Genomic DNA, 20,761 nt, shown 5'->3' with positions numbered 1-20,761 from the left:
CTCCACCGCCGTCTCCGGAAGGCGGCAACGCGGCGCGGTGCGGATTTCATCCTTCAGCAACAATTCCACAGCCGAGGACGGAGCGCCTTCCGGCCATGGACCCAGGACCAGGTACGGCCGCTGCCACCGGGACGGAGGGGGCCGTCGCAGGTGCCACGCGCCCCTGCCTGCGTCCGGCCAGGGCCATGCGGGACGTCACCGCGCACATCTCGTGCGCACGGTGACGTCCCTGGTCCCGACCCCGCGGGTGGGGGTTCCGGAGGCCGGAAGCGGGTGGGGTTCGCGGGCCGGAAGCGGGTGGGGGTTCCGGGGCCGGGAGGAAAGGAGGGTCAGGAAGCGGCGATGCCCTCGCCGCCGACGGCGTCCGGCACAGTCACGGAGCCGACCTTCGTGAGCGAGCCGTCCGCGTGGACGCGGAACTCGTCCACGCCGCCCGCGGTGCCGGTCTGGGCGTAGAGGAACCTGCCGTCCGAGCTGGCCGCGAGGTCCACGGTGCCGGCGCCGGCCGGGGTGTTCCCGATCTCCTTCAGCCGCCCGTGGCTCTGCTCGAAGCCGGAGATGGTGCTGCTGCCCGCGTTGCCGGTGAAGAAGAAGTCGCCGTCCCTGACCACCCAGCAAGTGGCCTTCTGGCCGGTCGCGGCCTCGTCCACCTTGGTCAGGGAGCCGTCGCGGCCCACGGTGAAGGTGTCCAGGGAGTTCGCCGCCGCGTCCGCGACGACCGCGCGCCCCGCGGCGTCGAAGGCCAGCGCGAACGGTACGCCGCCCGACGCCAGGGTCGTGGCGACCGGCTTGGCCGCGATGGCGCCGAGCGGGTCGACACGGAAGACCATCAGGCTGTTGTTCGCCTTGCCCGCCACCACGAGCTTCGAGCCGTCGGGCGTGAACGACACCTGCCCCGGCGTGCCGCCGCCCTGGATGCCCAGCGAACGGTGCCAGGACGGCACGCGCACGAGGTGGCCCGCGACGTTCGCGTACCCCTGCACGGACCCGCCGTCCAGGGCGTTCAGCACGTACACGCTGCCGCCGTGCACGGCCACGCTCACCGGGAAGGAGCCCCCGGTGGACACGGTCTGCTCACGCACGAGCCGGTCCCCGCGCACGGCGAACACGGTGAGCGTGTCGCTGCCCGCGTTGACCGCGTAGAGGCGCCGGTGGGCCTTGTCGTACGCGAGGGAGCCCTGCGAGGCGAGGTGGTCGGGCCCGGTGCCTTCTTCCTGCCCCCCGAGCCCGCCCGTCGCGTAGCCGCCGGCCTTCGTCAGCGATCCGTCGGCGGCCCGGTCGTAGACGACGACCGTGTTCCCCTTGACGTCGTCGTTCTGCACGAACACCACGCCGCGCGCCGAGGCGACGGGGGCCGAGCCGGTGCGCTGGGGCGTGTGCGCGGAGGCGGGCGCCGCGAACAGGGCCACCGAGGCCAGGGCGGCGACGGCGGCACCGGCGAGAACCGGTCCAGACTGCTGTCTCATGATCAGTTTCCCTAACGAGCACGGCGACGCAGGTCGCCTGGTATGGAACGGGGCCTGATGACCCCGCCGCACCATTCGTGTCGCGGGGGCCCGGGTCCTTACCGGGGCTCGTGTTACCGAGAAATGACGTCGGCCTCCTGGTGCTGGGACGGAGTACCGGACTACTGGCCGGCGGGGGCGGCGGCCGGGCGCTCAAGGGGAGGCGGTACCACCGGATGCGGCCGGTAGGCCCGCTTGTCCAGCAGGACGTCGAAGTCACCGCGCTCGCCCATCTCGGCCAGCCTCTCCAGCGCCCGCAGCCCTCGCGCCTCCGGCGAAGCCTCTTCACCCGTCTGGCAGCTACCGGTGTCGGCAGTCTCATGCCTCAAAGTCGTACTCCAGGATGTAGGCAGAGGCGTCCAGGAGCATGTCGTTGACTTCGACCGCGCGTCCGTCGTCGGCGAAGGCGGTGCGGCGGACGAGGACGACGGGAGTACCGGGGGCCAGCCGAAGCTGCTCCGTCTCACCGGCACTGGGCATCCGCGAGCGGACCTCCTCGCGGAAGCGGACGGGGCCGCGCCCGATCTCGTCGAGCCGGGCGTAGATGCCGCCGGGCCCGGTGTCCGTGTCGGCGATCGCCGTGCCGGCCACGAGCGCCGCGTCCAGGTACGAGGTGGCGGCGAGGACCGGCCGCCCGTCGAGAACGAACCGCCGGCGCCGGACACAGACCCTGCCGCCCTCCTCCAGACCGAGCGCCCTGGCGACATCCTCCAGAGGCTCCTCCTCGGCCACCGACACCGCCTCGACGGCCAGCTCGCGCCCCGCGGTGTCCGTCTCCCAGAGGGACCTGCCGACCCTCCAGTTCTCCGGGGAGAGCCGCTGCACGCTGCGCCGCCGTACCGGCCGGAACTCCCGGACGAACACCCCGGCACCCTTGCGCGCCTCCACGAGCCCCTCGGCCTGGAGCACCCCGAGCGCCTGCCGCACCGTCATCCTGGCCACCTCATGCCGGGCCATCAGGTCGTTCTCCCCCGGCAGCCGGTCCCCGGGACCGTACTCACCGGCTTCGATGGCGGCCTTCAGCTCGTCGGCGATGCGCTGGTACTTGGGCTGCCGCCCAGAGCCCTGGCTGGCCATCAGGAAGTCCTCTCATCGTCATCCCTAGACATCTCACGTCATCCTAAGCGCCCTGATCGTTCGCCGGCATCCACCTTCTGACCAGTACGGATCCCACGTGAGACATCTCTAGAGAGGCGCTTGACGCGATGTCGCCACTCTCGCTTTACCCGCAACATCTCTAGAGATGTCCTGGCGACATCCGCCACACCGGAGGCCCGCACGACGAACGCCGATGCCGTCGACATCCAATGGCGCCTGCCCCGAACGCCCCGCAGTGCCGGCCGTGCCCGAGCGCTTCTGCGAGAGCGGCTCCCGGTCTGGGAGATCAAAGGCGAGCCCGCGGAGACCGCGGAACTGCCGCTCTCCGAGCTGGTCGCCAACGCCGTCCGGCACGCCGGCACGCCGCGCGGCAGGGAGATCGCGGTGCGCTTCGCCCGATACGACGGATTGCTCCGCGTCGAGGTGGCGGGCGCCGACGGCCGTCTGCCCCAGCCGCGGGCAGCCGAGGCGGACGACGAGGGCGGTCGGGGCCTGCGGCTGGTGGCGATGCTCGCCGAACGATGGGGCTGCTGCCCACGTCGGCACGGCATCGGCAAGGCCGTCTGGGCCGAGGTGAGGATCGAGAAGGGCGTCTCGGCCGAGGTCGGAATCGGTGAGGGCGTCAGGGCCGTCGCCGAGGCTCCGCTGCCTGCCGAGTCATGAACGTGACACAAGGGGGCCCGCCCGGCCCCCGCGCCGTCCAGCGTTCGGGACGCCGTCCCCGTACGGCCATCACCGACTGCACAATGGGAGCTATGCCGATACCCGGGACACCCAGCCGCGCCGAGCTGATCGAGCACCTCGTGCGCACCCGCATCGCGGGTGACGTCGCCACCCCGCGCGAGAACAACCTCTCCCACTACCGCAAGCTCGCGAACGGCGACCGGCACTTCTGGCTGGGCCTGGAACTGGGCGAGCGCTGGGACGACGAGCAGGACGTGCTCGCCGTGATGGCGGAGCGCTGCGGTGTCAACGACGACTTCGAGTACCGCTTCGGCCAGGACACCATCGACCCGGAGCTGACGGTCGACGCGCTGGAGCGCCTGGCCGGGCGGCTCCGCAAGGCCGCGGAGGACGGGCAGCGCGTGCTGTTCGCGACCGGCCACCCGGGCGGGCTGCTGGACGTGCACCGGGCGACGGCGGCAGCTCTGCGCGCCGTCGGCTGCGAGATCATGGTGGTCCCGGACGGCCTGCACACCGCTGAGGGCATGGTCTTCCAGTTCGCGGACGTCGCGATGCTGGAGCGCGGCGCCACGCTCTGGCACACCCACTCCCCCGACCCCATGACGGCGGTCCTGGACGGCCTGGAGCGCCTCGGCCGCCCGCTGCCCGACCTGGTGGTCGCGGACCACGGCTGGGCGGGCTGCGCGGGCCAGCGGGGCCTGGACTCCTGCGGCTACGCCGACTGCAACGACCCCGCCCTCTTCATCGGCGAGGCGGAGGGCACCCTCCAGGTCACCGTTCCCCTGGACGACCACGTCACCAGCCCGCGCCACTACGACCCCATGAAGACCTACCTGCTGGCCGCGGCGGGGCTGGAGGACGTGCTGTAGCACCCGCACCCGCCAGGGTTCCCGGCCCCGGGCCGCCCCGGCCGCTCAGCGCGGCACCCGCATGACCCCTTCCTGGATCACCGTGATCGCGAGCTGCCCGTCCTGCGTGTAGATCCGCGCCTGGCCCAGGCCCCGTCCGCCGTGTGCCGACGGGGACTGCTGGTCGTACAGCAGCCACTCGTCCGCCCGGAACGGCCGGTGGAACCACATCGCGTGGTCCAGCGAGGCCCCGACGACGTCGCCGGTGGTCCACCCGCCGCGCCCGTGCGCCAGCAGGACCGAGTCCAGCAGCGTCATGTCGGAGACGTACGTGGCGAGGCAGACGTGCAGCAGGTGGTCGTCGGCGAGCTTGCCGTCCGTGCGGAACCACACCTGGGAGCGCGCCTCGCGCTGCTGGCCCACCGTGGCGTACGGGGGCGGGTCCACGTACCGCAGGTCGACCCCGGCGCGCGCCTCCAGCATCCGGTCGACGACGGACGGCGCCAGGAACCGGTCAGCGTACCGCGGCAGCATCTCCTGGGCGGTGGGCAGTGACTCGGGGTCGGGCGCGTCCGGCATGCCGGCCTGGTGGTCGAGCCCGTCCTCGTACGTCTGGAAGGACGCGGAGAGGTGGAAGATCGGCTGGCCGTGCTGGACGGCGACGACCCGGCGGGTGGTGAAGGAGCGGCCGTCGCGGATCCGGTCGACGGTGTAGACGATGGGCGCGCCGGGGTCGCCGGCGCGCAGGAAGTAGGCGTGCAGGGAGTGGGCGTCGCGGTCGTCGGGGACGGTCCGGCCGGCGGCCACCAGGGCCTGCGCGGCGACCTGCCCGCCGAAGACCCGCGGGACGACGGCGGACCGTGACTGCCCGCGGAAGATGTCCTCCTCGATCCGCTCCAGGTCGAGCAGATCGAGCAGGGAACCGAGTGCTGGATGCATGATGTGGTGCTCCGGCGCCCGCGCAGCGGGCACCGCCGTCCTTTCGCTCCCTGACCGTCCGGGCCCCGACGGGACCCGGACACATGCTGGCGGCCCTGCGCCACGGCGGCAAGGCCGGCCGCGGTCCGGGCCGCGAACTCAAGCCGTCGCCTCAGGCCGCGGCCCAGCCCGCGGCCGCCTCCGCCCGGCTACAGCCCCATGTCCTTCGCCTGCCTACAGCCCCATGTCCTTGGCGATGATCATCTTCATGACCTCGCTGGTGCCGCCGTAGATGCGGTTGACACGGTTGTCGGCGTACAGCCGGGCGATCGGGTACTCGTTCATGTAGCCGTAGCCGCCGTGCAGCTGGAGGCAGCGGTCGATGACGCGGTGCGCGACCTCGGTGCAGAACAGCTTGGCGCTGGCCGCCTCCGCCGCGGTCAGCTCACCGGCGTCGTGGGCCTCCAGGGCGCGGTCGACGACGGCTTCCGCGGCGTCCACCTCGGCCTTGCACGCGGCCAGTTCGAACTTGGTGTTCTGGAAGGCCGCGACGGGCTTGCCGAAGACGGTGCGCTCCTCCACGTACTGCTGGGCGAACCGGACGGCGGCCTTCGCCTGGGCGTAGGCGCCGGCGGCGATGCCGAGGCGCTCCTGGGGGAGGTTCTGGCCGAGGTAGGAGAAGCCCTTGTTCTCCTCGCCGAGCAGGTCCTCGACGGGCACCTTCACGTCGGTGAAGGACAGCTCGGCGGTGTCGGACGTCTTCAGGCCCAGCTTGTCGAGCTTGCGGCCGACCGCGTACCCCTCGGACGCGGTGTCGACGACGAGCAGCGAGATGCCGAAGCGGCGGTCCTGCTCGGTCGGCGGCGCGGTGCGGGCGCAGACGATGACGCGGTCGGCGTGCACGCCGCCGGTGATGAAGGTCTTGGCGCCGTTGAGGACGTAGTGGGTGCCGTCCTCGGAGAGCTTCGCGGTGGTCTTCATGCCGGCCAGGTCGGAGCCGGTGCCGGGCTCCGTCATGGCGATGGCGAACATCGTCTCGCCGCTCACCAGGCCCGGCAGCCAGCGCTTCTTCTGCTCGTCGGTGGCGTACGCCTTCAGGTAGGGCAGGCAGAGCGCCACATGGACGCCGGAGCCGCCGAACGAGACGCCCGCACGGGCGCACTCCTCGGAGATCACCGCCTGGAACTTGAAGGACTCCTCGCCGGCGCCGCCGTACTCCTCGGGCACCTCGATGCCGAAGATGCCGAGCTCCCCGAGCTTGTAGTAGAACTCGCGCGGGACCTGGCCCGCCGCCAGCCACTCGTCGTAGACGGGCACGACCTCGGCCTCGACGAAGGCACGGATGGTGTCCCGGAAGGCCTCGTGGTCCTCGTTGTAGACGGTTCGGCGCACGGAGAACTCCCTCTGCCGGGCCCTGCGGCCCCTGTCACCGGACTAAGCGCTTGCTCAGGCAAGGTTACCCGCCAGTCGCATGGAGCGTCCAGGGAGATCCCGGTCACTGCCCGGGGACCCGCCGCCTCGGGCGGGGCGTTCGCGCGAGCCGGCGCACCGGCCCAGCCCGCCGCCCCCGCCACTACTCCGCCGCCCCCTCGAACGCGCCCCGCGCGAGCCGGTGCAGCAGCGCGGCCGTCTCCCCGCGGCCCGGCAGCGTGCCGGGACCGCTGAGGTGCGGGGTGGAGTTCAGCAGTCCGAAGACGGCGTGCACGCACGCGCGTGCCTCCGGCTCGGCGAGCCGGGGGTACGCCCGGCGGACCACCTCCACCCACAACTCGACGTACTGCCGCTGGAGCTGGCGGACCAGCTTGCGGTCGCTGTCCCGGAGCCGGTCCAGCTCGCGGTCGTGCAGGGTGATCAGCGGGCGGTCGTCGATCGCGAAGTCGATGTGGCCCTCGATGAGCGAGTCCAGGACCGCGTGCGGCCCGCCGCCCGCGTCGGCCACCCGGCGCTTGCCGCCTGTCAGCAGCTGCCCGCTGATGCCCACCAGCAGCTCGGCGAGCATGGCGTCCTTGCCCGCGAAGTGCCGGTAGAGACCCGGACCGCTGATGCCGACGGCGGCGCCTATCTCATCGACGCCTACGCCGTGGAAGCCCCGCTCGGCGAAGAGGCGCGCGGCCTCCTTGAGGATCTGGTCGCGCCGGGAGGGCGCGTCGGTCCTGGTGGTCATGCCGGCAATTCTAGACAGGACGGTTAGCGCTCGTTAACCTGGAGGCAGCAGGTTAACGCTCATTAACATATCCGTACGGCGCCGGTCCTCCGCGGCCACCGGCCGCCCCGTGCGGCCGTGCCCGGCGACCCCGGGGCGGCGGCGGGCGGCCGGGCCAGGTGGCGGGGCCGGCAGCAGGGCAAGGGGGCGCACAGATGCAGCAGGCACCGGTGCTCACGAGCACCGCCGATCCGGCCTCGGCGGCCTGGCGGGCCAACGAGGCGGCGCACCGCGCGCTCGCCGACGAGCTGCGCACCCGGCTCGCGGCGGCCCGCGAAGGCGGCGGCGAGCGGGCGAGGGCCCGCCATGTGGCGCGCGGCAAGCTGCTGCCCCGGGACCGCGTGGACGCCCTCCTGGATGCGGGCTCCCCCTTCCTGGAGCTGGCACCGCTGGCGGCCGAGGACATGTACGACGGAGCGGCACCGGCGGCCGGCGTGATCGCCGGCATCGGCCGGGTCTCGGGCCGGGCCTGCGTCATCGTCGCCAACGACGCCACGGTCAAGGGCGGCACCTACTACCCGATGACGGTGAAGAAGCACCTGCGCGCCCAGGAGGTCGCGCTGGAGAACCGGCTGCCCTGCCTGTACCTGGTCGACTCGGGCGGCGCCTTCCTGCCCATGCAGGACGAGGTCTTCCCGGACCGCGAGCACTTCGGCCGCATCTTCTACAACCAGGCCCGGATGTCCGGCGCCGGCATCCCCCAGATCGCCGCCGTCCTCGGCTCCTGCACGGCGGGCGGCGCCTACGTGCCCGCGATGAGCGACGAGGCGGTGATCGTGCGCGGCCAGGGCACCATCTTCCTGGGCGGTCCCCCGCTGGTGAAGGCGGCCACGGGCGAGGTGGTGACGGCCGAGGAGCTGGGCGGCGGCGAGGTGCACTCCCGCGTCTCGGGCGTCACGGACCACCTCGCCGAGGACGACGCCCACGCGCTGCGCATCGTGCGTACGATCGTCTCCACCCTCCCCGAGCCCCCCGCGTTCCCGTGGAAGGTGGAGCCCGCCGAGGAGCCCAAGGTGGACCCGTTCGGGCTGTACGGCGCGGTCCCGGCCGACTCCCGCACGCCCTATGACGTGCGCGAGGTCATCGCGCGCGTGGTGGACGCCTCGCGGTTCGCGGAGTTCAAGGCCGAGTACGGGCAGACCCTGGTGACGGGCTTCGCCAGGATCCACGGCCACCCGGTCGGCATCGTCGCGAACAACGGCATCCTGTTCTCCGAGTCCGCCCAGAAGGGCGCCCACTTCATCGAGCTGTGCGACCAGCGCGGCATCCCCCTGCTCTTCCTCCAGAACATCTCCGGCTTCATGGTCGGCCGCGACTACGAGGCGGGCGGCATCGCCAAGCACGGCGCCAAGATGGTCACGGCCGTGGCGTGCACCAGGGTTCCCAAGCTGACGGTCGTCATAGGCGGTTCGTACGGCGCGGGGAACTACTCGATGTGCGGCCGGGCCTACGGCCCCCGCTTCCTGTGGATGTGGCCCAACGCCAAGATCTCCGTGATGGGCGGCGAGCAGGCCGCCTCGGTGCTGGCCACGGTCCGGCGCGACCAGATGGAGGGCCGCGGCGAGGAGTGGTCCGCCGAGGACGAGGCGTCGTTCAAGGCCCCGATCCGCGAGCAGTACGAGACCCAGGGCAACGCCTACTACGCCACCGCCCGCCTCTGGGACGACGGCGTGATCGACCCGTTGGAAACCCGCCAGACCCTCGCCCTCGCCCTCACGGCCTGCGCCCACGCCCCACTGCCTCAGAAGGCCGCCGGTTTCGGCGTGTTCCGGATGTGAGGGGCGGACACCATGACGACCACACCAGAGGGCACTGCGGACGCCAAGAGCGCACCGGAAGGGGCGCGGGGAACTGCGCGAGCAACGCTCCACGAACAGGTGGTCCGGACACAGCAGCAACCACCCCTCCCGGACGGAGATCAGCCCGCCCCGCAGGGGCGGCCGTCGGAGACAAGGAAGACGAGGACGGAGACAAAGATGACCACGGAGGGGGCGCCGGCACAGGAGGCGGGACCCGGGGGCCCCGCCCCCGCCATGTTCGACACGGTCCTGGTGGCCAACAGAGGCGAGATCGCCGTCCGCATCATCCGCACGCTCCGTGCGCTCGGCATCCGCTCCGTCGCCGTCTACAGCGACGCCGACGCCACCGCACGGCACGTGCGCGAGGCCGACACCGCGGTCCGCATCGGCCCCGCGCCCGCCGCGGAAAGCTACCTGTCGACGGAGAACCTGCTGGCGGCCGCCGCGCGGAGCGGCGCCCAGGCGGTCCACCCCGGCTACGGATTCCTCGCGGAGAACGCCGCCTTCGCGCGCGCGTGCACGGAGGCCGGCCTGGTCTTCATCGGCCCGCCCGCCGACGCCATCGCCCTGATGGGCGACAAGATCCGCGCCAAGGAGACGGTGCGCGCCGCGGGGGTGCCCGTGGTGCCGGGCTCCTCGGGCACCGGGCTCAGCGACGCCGAGCTGGCGGAGGCGGCCCGCGAGACGGGACTGCCGGTGCTGCTGAAGCCGTCCGCGGGAGGCGGCGGCAAGGGCATGCGCCTGGTGCGCGACCCCGCGCTGCTGGCCGACGAGATCGCCGCCGCCCGCCGCGAGGCCCTGGCGTCCTTCGGCGACGACACCCTCCTCGTGGAGCGCTGGATCGACAGCCCCCGGCACATCGAGATCCAGGTCCTCGCGGACGGCCAGGGCCGGGTGATCCACCTGGGCGAGCGCGAGTGCTCCCTCCAGCGCAGGCACCAGAAGCTGATCGAGGAGGCGCCCAGCGTGCTGCTCGATCCGGCGACCCGCGCGGCGATGGGCGAGGCGGCCGTGCAGGCGGCGCGCTCGTGCGGGTACCGCGGCGCGGGCACGGTCGAGTTCATCGTGCCGGGCACCGACCCGGGGGCGTACTTCTTCATGGAGATGAACACCCGCCTCCAGGTGGAGCACCCCGTCACCGAGCTGGTCACCGGCCTGGACCTGGTCGAGTGGCAGCTCAGGATCGCGGCGGGCGAGCCCCTGGCAGCCGAGCAGGGGGACATCACGCTCACCGGGCACGCCATGGAGGCCCGGATCTGCGCCGAGACCGTCTCCGTCAAGGAGGGCGCCCGCGGCTTCCTGCCCTCGGGAGGCACGGTCCTCGCCCTGCGCGAGCCCTCCGGCGACGGCGTGCGCACGGACTCCGGCCTCAGCGAGGGCACCGAGGTCGGCAGCCGGTACGACCCGATGCTGGCGAAGGTGATCGCGTACGGCCCCGACCGCCCGACGGCCCTGCGCCGGCTGCGTGCCGCACTCGCCGGCACCGTGACCCTGGGCGTGCCCGTCAACACCGGCTTCCTGCGCCGGCTGCTCGCGCACCCCGCGGTGGTGGCGGGCGACCTGGACACCGGCCTGGTCGAGCGGGAGCTGGACGCCCTGGTGCCCCTGTCCGTGCCGGACGAGGTGTACGAGGCGGCGGCCGCGGTGCGGCTCGCGGCCCTCCAGCCCGAGGCCGACGCGTCCGGCTGGCGGGACCCGTTCGCGGTGCCGAGCGGCTGGCGGCTCGGCGGGACGCCGGCGCCGGTGGAGTTCCCCCTGAAGGTGCCGGGCCACGAGCCCGTGGTGCACCGTCCAGGACCGGCGAGCGGGCACACCGTCACGCCGGACCGGGTCATGGTCGCGGTCGGCGGGATCCAGTACACGTTCGACCGCGCCGGCGACTGGCTGGGCCGCGACGGCGACGCGTGGCTCGTCGAGGACCATGACCCGGTGGCCGCCGCGCTCGCGGGCGCCGCCCGGGCCGGTGCCGACTCGCTGACCGCCCCCATGCCCGGGACGGTCACGGTCGTCAAGGCCGCCGTCGGCGACCAGGTGGTGGCGGGCCAGAGCCTGCTGGTGGTGGAGGCGATGAAGATGGAGCACGTCATCTCGGCCCCGGGCGCCGGCACGGTCACCGAACTGGACGTCACCCCGGGCAGCACGGTCGCCATGGACCAGATCCTGGCGGTGATCGTCCCCGAGGAGGACGGCGACCCGGCGACGGGCGGCGCCACAGGGTCCGGCGGGCCCGGCGCGGCGGTCGCCCCCGGGGGCGGCGACGGCGACGGATCCAGCGACGGCGACGGGTCCGGCCCGGCGACGAACGAGGAGGCGGTGTCATGACGGACGGCATCACGACGGGCACCGGCGCGGCGGCTGGCGGCGCGGAATCGGAGAACGGCCCCGGCCGGACGGGCACGGCGGTGGGCGTCACGCGCACCGCCGGGCTGCCGATGGCCGTCCCGGCGCCCGGGCTGCCCACCCGGGTGCGGATCCACGAGGTCGGCGCCCGTGACGGCCTGCAGAACGAGAGCGCCACGGTGCCGACGCAGGTGAAGGCCGAGTTCATCCGCCGGCTCGCCGCAGCCGGCCTCACCACCATCGAGGCCACCAGCTTCGTGCACCCCAAGTGGGTGCCCCAGCTCGCCGACGCCGAGCAGCTCTTCCCGCTGGTCGGCGACCTCCCCGGGGTGGACCTGCCGGTGCTGGTGCCCAACCTGCGCGGCCTGGAGCGGGCCCGCGCGCTGGGTGCCCGGCGGCTCGCCGTGTTCGCCAGCGCCACGGAGTCGTTCGCCCGCGCCAACCTCAACCGCTCGGTGGACGAGTCCCTGGAGGTGTTCGCCAAGGTCGTCGCCCAGGCCAAGGAAGCGGCCGCCCAAGGGGACTCCGCCGACGACACCCCGGGCGCCGGCGCCGGCGGACCCACCGGCCCGTCCACCGGCACCGCGGGCACCGCCCACGTCCGCGGCTACCTCTCCATGTGCTTCGGCGACCCGTGGGAGGGCCCCGTCCCCGTGGCCCAGGTGGTCCGGGTCTGCCGGGCCCTGGTGGACATGGGCTGCGACGAGCTGAGCCTCGGCGACACCATCGGCGTGGCCACCCCGGGCCATGTGCGCGCCCTGCTCACCGCGCTGAACGACGCCGGCGTCCCCACCGAGGTGCTGGGCGTGCACTTCCACGACACCTACGGCCAGGCGCTCGCCAACACCCTGGCCGCCCTCGAACACGGCGTCACCACCGTCGACGCCTCGGCGGGCGGCCTCGGCGGCTGCCCCTACGCGAAGAGCGCCACCGGCAACCTCGCCACCGAAGACCTCGTGTGGATGCTGGACGGCCTCGGTATCGAGACCGGCGTCGATCTGGACCGGCTCACCGCCACCAGCGTCTGGCTGGCACAGCACTTGGGGCGGCCCAGCCCGTCCCGCACCGTACGGGCCCTCACCGGGGCAACCGCGGTCCCGTCCGCGCGGACCTAACCAAGGAGTTCCCGTCATGACCATTGACCACCGGCTCTCCCCGGAACACGAAGAACTCCGCCGGACCGTGGCCGAGTTCGCCCACGACGTCGTGGCGCCGAAGATCGGCGACTTCTACGAGCGGCACGAGTTCCCGTACGAGATCGTCCGCGAGATGGGCCGCATGGGCCTCTTCGGGCTGCCCTTCCCCGAGGAGTACGGCGGCATGGGCGGCGACTACCTGGCGCTCGGCATCGTCCTGGAGGAGCTGGCCCGGGTGGACTCCTCGGTGGCGATCACCCTGGAGGCGGGGGTCTCCCTGGGCGCGATGCCGATCCACCTGTTCGGCACTCAGGAGCAGAAGCGCACGTGGCTGACGCGGCTGTGCTCCGGCGAGATGCTGGGCGCGTTCGGCCTGACCGAGCCGGACGGCGGCTCCGACGCCGGAGCGACCCGCACGACCGCCGTCCTCGACGAGGGCACCGACGAGTGGGTGATCAACGGCACCAAGTGCTTCATCACCAACTCGGGCACCGACATCACCGGCCTGGTCACGGTCACCGCGGTCACCGGCCGCAAGGAGGACGGCAGCCCGCGGATCTCGTCGTTCATCGTGCCCTCCGGCACGCCCGGCTTCACGGTCGCAGCCCCGTACTCGAAGGTGGGCTGGAACGCCTCGGACACCCGCGAGCTGTCGTTCGCGGACGTGCGCGTGCCGGCGGCGAACATGCTCGGCGAGGAGGGCCGCGGGTACGCGCAGTTCCTGCGCATCCTGGACGAGGGCCGGGTCGCCATCGCGGCGCTGGCCACCGGCCTGGCGCAGGGCTGCGTCGACGAGTCGGTGAAGTACGCCCAGGAGCGGCACGCCTTCGGCCGGAACATCGGCGCCTACCAGGCCATCCAGTTCAAGATCGCCGACATGGAGATGAAGGCCCACACCGCGCGGCTCGCCTGGCGGGACGCGGCGTCCCGGCTGGTCAGCGGCGAGCCGTTCAAGAAGGAGGCGGCGCTCGCCAAGCTGTACTCGTCCACCGTCGCCGTGGACAACGCCCGCGACGCCACGCAGATCCACGGCGGTTACGGCTTCATGAACGAGTATCCGGTCGCCCGGATGTGGCGGGACGCGAAGATCCTGGAGATCGGTGAGGGTACGAGCGAGGTGCAGCGCATGCTGATCGCTCGCGAGCTCGGGCTCACGAGCTGAGCTTTCGGGTGCCCTCCCGGTGAGGACCAACCCCGGTCCCGGATAGGGGCGCGGGGAACTGCGCGACCAGCCACGACGTGACCGTCAGGTCGCCACCGTCCCGAGGGGGCTGGTTCTGTCGTGTCCGGACCACCAGCGGGTGGTGGTTGCTCGCGCAGTTCCCCGCGCCCCTGGGTCGGCCGGGGCACAGCCCCGACGAGGGGAGGCCGTCGCTCGCAAACCGCTTCGACGACCCCGGGTTCTGGACATCCGCTTAGGTTAGGTTAACCTAACCTAAGCACTGCACCGGCGATCCACCAGCCCCGTACGCCCCGTCACGAAAGCAGCCGTCATGACCCTCGATCGTGTCCCCCATCCCTCCCGTCGCGGGATTCTCGCCGCGGGCGGCGCACTTGGAGCCGGCGCCCTCCTCGCCGCATGCGGCAGCGGCGGGTCGGACGGGGAAACCGGTGGCAAGAGCGGGGCGGGCGGCCCCTGGAGTTTCACCGACGACCGCGGCACCCACGTGAAGGCCGACGGCCGCCCGAAGAACATCGTGGCCTTCACCGGCGTCGCCGCCGCGCTCCACGACTACGGCATAGCGGTCAAGGGCGTCTTCGGGCCCACGAAGACCAAGTCCGGGGGGCCCGACGTGCAGGCCGGCGACCTGGACGTCGACAAGGTGAGCATACTCGGCAACGAGTGGGGCCAGTTCAACCTGGAGAAGTACGCGTCCCTCGCCCCCGACCTGCTCGTCTCCACGATGTTCGACAACTCGGGCACCCTCTGGTACGTCCCCGAGGAGTCCAAGGACAAGATCCTGAAGCTGGCGCCCAGCGTGGGCATCAGCGTCTACGACCGGCCGATGACCAAGCCGCTGGAGCGCCTGCTCGCCCTCGCGGGGGCGCTCGGCGCCGACACCGGCGCGAAGAAGGTGACCGACGCCAGGAAGAGCTTCGAGGACGCCTCGGCCCGGCTGCGCAAGACGGCGAAGGCCAGGCCGGAGATCAAGGTCCTGGTGGGCTCGGCCAGCCAGGACATCTTCTACGTCTCCGGCTCCCACCTCTCCGCCGACCTGGAGTACTTCAAGTCCCTCGGCGTGAACTTCGTGGAGCCGCCGGAGTCGGCGAAGAAGTCGACCGGCGGCTGGTACGAGAACCTCAGCTGGGAGAACGTCGACAAGTACCCCGCCGACCTCATCATGATCGACAACCGTAGCTCGGCGCTCCAGCCCGCGACGCTGGACACCTCCAAGCCGACCTGGCGGAAGCTCCCCGCCGTCGCCGCGGGCCAGGTCATCCCCCGGGTGACCGAGCCCATCTACTCCTACAGCAAATGCGCCCCGATCCTGAACGATCTGGCGTCGGCCATCGAGAAGGCCAAGAAGGTGAGCTGAGCGGAGGCAGGGTGACTGCGGAGGGCGCGGTGAGCTAGCGCCGGGCCTCACGGCCCCACCCTCGGCCGCCCCGCGCCAGGGGCGCCCCCTCCGGGACACCTCGCGCCGGCCCCGTGCCCCGCCCCCAGACCTCACCCCAGGGCTCTGCCCCCGCCAAGGTCCGGCCGTTCCGGGCCCGGCCCACGGCCCCCTTTCAGAACCCGCCCGCCGGCAACACCCCCATACCCTGCCGCGGCGCCGCGGGCGCGGCGTGCTGCGAGCCGACATTTTACTTAGGTTAGCCTCACCTAAGTTCCCGACTCACACCGGAGGACTCCCCATGCGCTCGCACCTGCTCAACGACGGGACGACGGATCGCTACCTCCAGTCCGTAACCGAGGGAATCGAGCGCGTGGCCGCGAGACTCACCGCCGTCGACCGGCCGTTCACCGGTGTCACCGCCGACGAACTCGCCCCTCGCTTCGACGCCATCGACCTCGACCGTCCCCTGGGCGACACCACCGCCGCGCTCGACGAGCTGGAGGAGGTCTACCTCCGCGACGCGGTCTGGTTCCACCACCCCCGCTACCTGGCCCACCTCAACTGCCCCGTCGTCATCCCCGCCGTGCTCGGCGAGGCCGTGCTCGCGGCGGTGAACTCCTCGTTGGACACCTGGGACCAGTCAGCGGGCGGCACCCTCATCGAGCGCCGGCTGATCGACTGGACGGCGGGGCGGCTCGGCCTCGGGCCGGCCGCGGACGGGGTCTTCACCAGCGGCGGCACGCAGTCCAACCTCCAGGCGCTGCTGCTCGCCCGCGAGGAGGCCAAGGTCTGCGGCCTCGCCGGCACCCCGGCCCGGCTGCGCATCCTCACCTCCGAGGTCAGCCACTTCAGCGTGCGCAAGTCCGCGAAACTCCTCGGCCTCGGCCCCGACGCGGTGATCGCCATCCCCTGCGACCGGGACAAGCGGATGAGCACCCTCGCACTCGCCCAGGAGCTGGCCCGCTGCACCCGCGAGGACCTGGTGCCGATGGCGGTGGTCGGCACCGCGGGCACCACCGACTTCGGCTCCATCGACCCGCTGGAGGAGATCGCCGGGCTGTGCGCCGAGCACGGCACCTGGCTGCACGTCGACGCGGCGTACGGCTGCGGCCTGCTGGCGTCCCCGTCGGGCCGGCACCTGCTGGACGGCATCGAACTGGCCGACTCGGTCACCGTCGACTACCACAAGTCGTTCTTCCAGCCGGTGAGCTCCAGCGCCCTGCTGGTCAGGGACTCGGCCGTGCTCCGGCACGCCACCTACCACGCGGACTACCTCAACCCCCGGCGGGCGGCCGAGGAGCGCATCCCCAACCAGGTGGACAAGTCGCTCCAGACCACCCGCCGCTTCGACGCGCTCAAGCTCTGGATGACGCTGCGCATCATGGGCGCGGACGCGGTGGGCGCCCTCTTCGACGAGGTGTGCGCGCTGGCCGAGGAGGGCTGGCGGATGCTCGCGGCCGACCCGCGCTTCGACGTCGTGGTGCGGCCCCAGCTCTCCACGCTCGTCTTCCGCTACATCCCCGCGGCCCCCACCGACCAGGCCGGCATCGACCGCGCCAACCTGCACGCGCGCAAGGCGCTGTTCTCCTCGGGCGACGCGGTCGTCGCGGGCACCACGGTGGACAGCCGCCACTACCTCAAGTTCACGCTGCTCAACCCCGCCACGACGGCCGGCGACATCGCGGCCGTCCTCGACCTGATCGCCGGCCACGCCGAGCAGTACCTGGGAGAGAACCTTGACCACGCCTGCTGACCACGCCGCGGACACCGATTCCCACGTGGGCACCGGCCCCCGCGCGACCGCCGCCTCCCCGGCGGACGCGGGCCCCCGAGCGGCCACCGCCTCCCCCGCGAGCTCCGGTTCCTACCCGGATTCCGGCCGCGTCGTGGACGCCGACTTCCTCGGCATCGGCCTCGGCCCCTTCAATCTGGGCCTCGCCTGCCTGACCGAGCCCCTCGACGAGCTGAACGGCGTCTTCCTGGAGGCCAAGCCCGACTTCGACTGGCACTCGGGGATGTTCCTGGACGGTGCCCACCTCCAGACCCCGTTCCTGTCGGACCTGGTGACGCTGGCGGACCCCACCTCCCCGTACTCGTTCCTGAACTACCTCAAGCAGTCGGGCCGGCTGTACGCCTTCTACATCCGCGAGAACTTCTATCCGCTGCGCACCGAGTACAACGCGTACTGCCGCTGGGCCGCGGCGCAGCTCTCCAGCGTCCGCTTCGACACGACGGTCACGGAGGTGACGTACACCCCGGGGACAGGCGGCAGCGCAGCCGGCCACGACGGCACGGACGGCGGCGGCCACTACACCGCGCGCACCTCCACCGGCGTCACCTACCGCGCCCCGCGCCTGGTGCTCGGCACCGGCACGCCGCCGTACGTCCCGAAGGCGTGCGAGGGCCTGGACGGCGACGCGATCCACAACTCCCGCTACCTGGCCAACCGGTCCCGGCTGACCGCGAAGAAGTCGATCACCCTGGTCGGCAGCGGCCAGTCCGCCGCCGAGATCTACTACGACCTGCTCGGCGAGATCGACACACACGGCTACCGGCTCGACTGGGTGACCCGCTCCCCGCGGTTCTTCCCGCTGGAGTACACCAAGCTGACGCTGGAGATGACGTCCCCGGAGTACGCCGACTACTTCCACGCGCTGCCGGAGGACACCCGCTACCGCCTGGAGCAGCAGCAGAAGGGCCTCTTCAAGGGCATCGACTCGGCCCTGATCGACGCCATCTTCGACCTGCTCTACCAGAAGAGCCTGGCGGGCCCCGTGCCCACCCGGCTGCTCACCAACACCTCGCTGCGCACGGCCGCCTACGACGCCCCTTCCGGCACGTACACCCTGGGCCTGCGCCACGAGGAGCAGGAACGTGACTTCGCCCTGGACACCGAGGGCCTGATCCTCGCCACGGGCTACCGGTACCGCACGCCCGAGTTCCTGCGACCGGTGCACGACCGGATCCGCTGGGACGGCCGGGGCCGCTTCGACGTGGCCCGCAACTACGCCGTCGACACCACCGGAGGCGGCATCTTCCTCCAGAACGCCGGCGTGCACACCCACAGCGTCACCAGCCCCGACCTGGGCATGGGCGCCTACCGCAACGCGTACATCATCCGGGAGCTGCTGGGCCGCGAGGTCTACCCGGTGGAGAAGTCCATCGCGTTCCAGGACTTCGCCGCCCCCGACGGTTCCCCGGACCTCTCACCGGAAAGCGGCCCCTCATGACCGACCACGACGACGCCGGGCGCGGCGGCCCCGGCCCCCTCTTCACCCGCGGCGACCCCGCCCTCGGCGTGTTCGCCCTGCGCGACCTCGACCCGACGACCGACGCGGAGCTGCTGCACCGCTGGGTGACCCATCCGAAGGCGGTGTTCTGGCTGATGGGGGACGCCAGGCTGGAGGAGGTGGAGCGCGCCTACATGGCGGTAGCCGCCCACCCGCACCACGACGCGTTCCTCGGCCTGCACCGCGGCGCGCCCGCGTTCCTCGTGGAGCGCTACGACCCGGCCCGCGTGGAGCTGGAGGGTCTGTACGAGGCCCGGCCCGGCGATGTGGGCATGCATTTCCTGACCGCGCCGGGTGACGTCCGCCTCCCGGGCTTCACCCTGGCCGTGCTCACCACCGTGATGGAGTTCCTGTTCGCCGACCCGGCGGCCCGGCGCGTCGTCGTGGAACCCGATGTCCGCAACACCGCCGTCCACGCGCTCAACCGCGCCGTCGGCTTCGTTCCCGACCGCGAGATCACCAAGCCGGAGAAGACCGCGCTGCTCAGCTTCTGCACCCGCGAGCAGTTCGCCGCAGCCAGAGGAGCCGTCTCATGAGCCTGTCCGACGCCGTCGCCCACCTGGCCCCGGAGCGCTGGGAGGAGGCGAACCGCCTGCTCGTCCGCAAGGCCCTCGCGGAGTTCGGCCACGAACGGCTGCTCACCCCCGCCGCCTGCGGAGACGGGCAGTACGAGGTGTTCAGCGACGACGGCGGCACGGTCTACCGGTTCCGTGCGCGGCTGTTCGCGCTGGACCACTGGGCCGTCGACGCGGCCTCCATATCCCGGCGGCGCACCGCGGACGGCACCGAGCTGCCGCTCGCCGCGCTGGACTTCTGCATCGAGCTGCGCGGCAGCCTGGGCCTGAGCGACGACATCCTGCCGGTCTACCTGGAGGAGATCTCCTCGACGCTCGCGAGCACCTGCTACAAGCTGGCCAAGCCCGGCGTCTCGTCGGCCGAGCTGGCGGGGGCGGACTTCCAGGCCGTCGAGACCGGGATGACCGAGGGCCACCCGTGCTTCGTCGCCAACAACGGCCGGCTCGGCTTCGGCGTCCACGAGTACCTCTCCTACGCACCCGAGACCGCGAGCCCCGTCCGGCTGGTCTGGGTCGCCGCGCACCGGGACCGCGCCGCGTTCCACGCGGGAGCCGGCGTCGGATACGAGGCGCTGCTCCGCGCCGAGCTGGGCGAGGCCACCCTGATCCGCTTCTCCGCGGCGCTCCGCGGCCAGGGCCTCGACCCGGACGACTACCTCCTGATACCCGTCCACCCCTGGCAGTGGTGGAACAAGCTCACCGTCACCTTCGCCGCGGAGATAGCCACCCGGCGTCTTGTCTGCCTCGGCGAGGGCGACGACTCCTACCTCGCCCAGCAGTCGATCCGCACCTTCTTCAACACCACCGACCCCGCCAAGCACTACGTCAAGACCGCGCTGTCGGTGCTGAACATGGGCTTCATGCGGGGCCTGTCCGCCGCGTACATGGAAGCCACCCCCGCCATCAACGACTGGCTCGCGGAGCTGGTCCGCTCCGACGAGGTGCTGCGCGCCGCCGGCCTCACCGTGCTGCGCGAACGGGCCGCCGTCGGCTACCGGCACCTGGAGTACGAGGCCGCCACGGACCGCTACTCGCCCTACCGCAAGATGCTGGCGGCACTGTGGCGGGAGTCGCCGGTGCCGGGCCTGAAGGACGGTGAGCGGCTCGCCACCATGGCCTCGCTGCTGCACACCGACGGCGCCGGCGCGTCCCTGGCCGCCGCGCTCATCGAGCGGTCCGGCCTGCGCCCTGCCGAGTGGCTGCGCCGCTACCTGGACGCCTACCTGGTGCCGCTGCTGCACTGCTTCTACGCGTACGGCCTGGTGTTCATGCCGCACGGCGAGAACGTCATCCTGGTCCTGGACGAGGCGGGCAGCGTGCGGCGTGCCGTCTTCAAGGACATCGCCGAGGAGATCGCCGTCCTGGACCCGGACGCGGAGCTCCCGCCTCAGGTCGCGCGGATCAAGGCGGACGTCCCCGAGGACCAGCGGCTGCTGTCGATCTTCACCGACGTCTTCGACTGCTTCTTCCGCTTCCTCTCCGCGCAGCTGGCCACCGAGGGCCTGATCGAGGAGGACACGTTCTGGCTGGCGGTCGCCGACTGCGTCCACGCCTACCAGCGCGCCCACCCCGAACTCGCCGCCGCCTTCCGCCGCTACGACATCTTCGCCCCCGAGTTCGCGCTGTCCTGCCTGAACCGGCTCCAGCTCCGCGACAACCGCCAGATGGTGGACCTGGCGGATCCGTCGGGTGCGCTCCAGCTCGTGGGGACGCTGAAGAACCCGATCGCGTGAGCGACGGGCCGCACCCGCACGCGGCATCGGCGGCCCGCGCCCGTGGACGATGGCCAGGGCCCAGGTCGGTACCG

General features: G+C 72.3%; 17 protein-coding genes. 11 read left to right on the top strand and 6 right to left on the bottom strand.

Annotation, left to right across the window (positions count from 1 at the left end; all coding sequences use genetic code 11):
• Nucleotides 1-329: 329 nt before the first annotated feature.
• From Sm713_RS14275 to Sm713_RS14265, 3 genes are all read right to left on the bottom strand, one after another.
• Entirely contained in the window at nt 330-1,466 is a 1,137-nt protein-coding gene (locus Sm713_RS14275) for a beta-propeller fold lactonase family protein (protein ID WP_212909999.1), read from the bottom strand.
• 161 nt (nt 1,467-1,627) lie between these two features.
• A complete protein-coding gene (locus Sm713_RS14270) occupies nt 1,628-1,834 on the bottom strand; it encodes a hypothetical protein (RefSeq protein ID WP_212909998.1) in 207 nt (68 codons plus the stop codon).
• The gene (locus tag Sm713_RS14265) at nt 1,824-2,582 is read right to left on the bottom strand and encodes a GntR family transcriptional regulator (RefSeq protein WP_212909997.1); all 759 of its coding nucleotides are present in this window, start codon (nt 2,580-2,582) and stop codon (nt 1,824-1,826) included. The genes Sm713_RS14270 and Sm713_RS14265 overlap by 11 nt, the downstream gene beginning before the upstream one ends.
• A gap of 120 nt (nt 2,583-2,702) precedes the next feature.
• Here Sm713_RS14265 and Sm713_RS14260 point away from each other — a divergent pair, with 120 nt between their 5' ends.
• Together Sm713_RS14260 and Sm713_RS14255 are read left to right on the top strand one after the other, a co-directional pair.
• The gene (locus Sm713_RS14260; RefSeq protein WP_308293164.1) at nt 2,703-3,266 is read left to right on the top strand and encodes an ATP-binding protein; all 564 of its coding nucleotides are present in this window, start codon (nt 2,703-2,705) and stop codon (nt 3,264-3,266) included.
• A 92-nt stretch (nt 3,267-3,358) separates the two neighbouring features.
• Nucleotides 3,359-4,156 (top strand): phosphatase, encoded by a 798-nt coding sequence (locus Sm713_RS14255; RefSeq protein ID WP_212909996.1) that lies wholly within the window; start codon nt 3,359-3,361, stop codon nt 4,154-4,156.
• Between the two features lie 45 nt (nt 4,157-4,201).
• Here the strand turns inward: Sm713_RS14255 and tesB are convergent, their stop codons facing one another.
• From tesB to Sm713_RS14240, 3 genes are all read right to left on the bottom strand, one after another.
• Nucleotides 4,202-5,074 (bottom strand): acyl-CoA thioesterase II, encoded by an 873-nt coding sequence (gene tesB, locus Sm713_RS14250; RefSeq protein WP_212909995.1) that lies wholly within the window; start codon nt 5,072-5,074, stop codon nt 4,202-4,204.
• A gap of 213 nt (nt 5,075-5,287) precedes the next feature.
• Complete coding sequence (locus Sm713_RS14245) at nt 5,288-6,445, bottom strand: acyl-CoA dehydrogenase family protein (RefSeq protein WP_212909994.1); 1,158 nt, start codon at nt 6,443-6,445, stop codon at nt 5,288-5,290.
• 181 nt (nt 6,446-6,626) lie between these two features.
• Nucleotides 6,627-7,217, bottom strand: coding sequence for a TetR/AcrR family transcriptional regulator (locus Sm713_RS14240; protein ID WP_212909993.1), 591 nt, complete (start codon nt 7,215-7,217; stop codon nt 6,627-6,629).
• A 194-nt stretch (nt 7,218-7,411) separates the two neighbouring features.
• Here Sm713_RS14240 and Sm713_RS14235 point away from each other — a divergent pair, with 194 nt between their 5' ends.
• The 9 genes from Sm713_RS14235 to Sm713_RS14195 all read left to right on the top strand — a co-directional run bounded on the left by Sm713_RS14235 (nt 7,412) and on the right by Sm713_RS14195 (nt 20,687).
• Nucleotides 7,412-9,034: a carboxyl transferase domain-containing protein gene (locus Sm713_RS14235; RefSeq protein WP_212909992.1), complete on the top strand. Its 1,623-nt coding sequence runs from the start codon at nt 7,412-7,414 to the stop codon at nt 9,032-9,034.
• A gap of 255 nt (nt 9,035-9,289) precedes the next feature.
• Nucleotides 9,290-11,377, top strand: coding sequence for a biotin carboxylase N-terminal domain-containing protein (locus tag Sm713_RS14230; protein WP_212912000.1), 2,088 nt, complete (start codon nt 9,290-9,292; stop codon nt 11,375-11,377).
• Between the two features lie 110 nt (nt 11,378-11,487).
• Nucleotides 11,488-12,510, top strand: a complete 1,023-nt coding sequence (locus Sm713_RS14225) for a hydroxymethylglutaryl-CoA lyase (protein WP_212911999.1) — start codon at nt 11,488-11,490, stop codon at nt 12,508-12,510.
• A gap of 22 nt (nt 12,511-12,532) precedes the next feature.
• Nucleotides 12,533-13,693, top strand: a complete 1,161-nt coding sequence (locus tag Sm713_RS14220; protein ID WP_212911998.1) for an acyl-CoA dehydrogenase family protein — start codon at nt 12,533-12,535, stop codon at nt 13,691-13,693.
• Between the two features lie 331 nt (nt 13,694-14,024).
• A complete protein-coding gene (locus tag Sm713_RS14215) occupies nt 14,025-15,068 on the top strand; it encodes an ABC transporter substrate-binding protein (RefSeq protein WP_212909991.1) in 1,044 nt (347 codons plus the stop codon).
• A gap of 319 nt (nt 15,069-15,387) precedes the next feature.
• Nucleotides 15,388-16,842 carry an aspartate aminotransferase family protein gene (locus Sm713_RS14210; RefSeq protein ID WP_212909990.1) on the top strand — a complete coding sequence of 485 codons (1,455 nt, stop codon included), beginning with the start codon at nt 15,388-15,390 and terminating at the stop codon, nt 16,840-16,842.
• 133 nt (nt 16,843-16,975) lie between these two features.
• Nucleotides 16,976-18,319 (top strand): lysine N(6)-hydroxylase/L-ornithine N(5)-oxygenase family protein, encoded by a 1,344-nt coding sequence (locus tag Sm713_RS14205; protein WP_212911997.1) that lies wholly within the window; start codon nt 16,976-16,978, stop codon nt 18,317-18,319.
• Complete coding sequence (locus Sm713_RS14200) at nt 18,316-18,915, top strand: GNAT family N-acetyltransferase (protein WP_212909989.1); 600 nt, start codon at nt 18,316-18,318, stop codon at nt 18,913-18,915. Before Sm713_RS14205 ends, Sm713_RS14200 begins: the two co-directional genes overlap by 4 nt.
• Nucleotides 18,912-20,687 carry an IucA/IucC family siderophore biosynthesis protein gene (locus Sm713_RS14195; RefSeq protein WP_212909988.1) on the top strand — a complete coding sequence of 592 codons (1,776 nt, stop codon included), beginning with the start codon at nt 18,912-18,914 and terminating at the stop codon, nt 20,685-20,687. Before Sm713_RS14200 ends, Sm713_RS14195 begins: the two co-directional genes overlap by 4 nt.
• Nucleotides 20,688-20,761 lie beyond the last annotated feature (74 nt).

Source organism: Streptomyces sp. TS71-3 (genome assembly GCF_018327685.1).
Classification (GTDB): domain Bacteria; phylum Actinomycetota; class Actinomycetes; order Streptomycetales; family Streptomycetaceae; genus Streptomyces.
The sequence above is the reverse complement of the archived record's forward strand: the minus strand, read 5'-3'. Positions and strand labels throughout refer to the sequence as shown.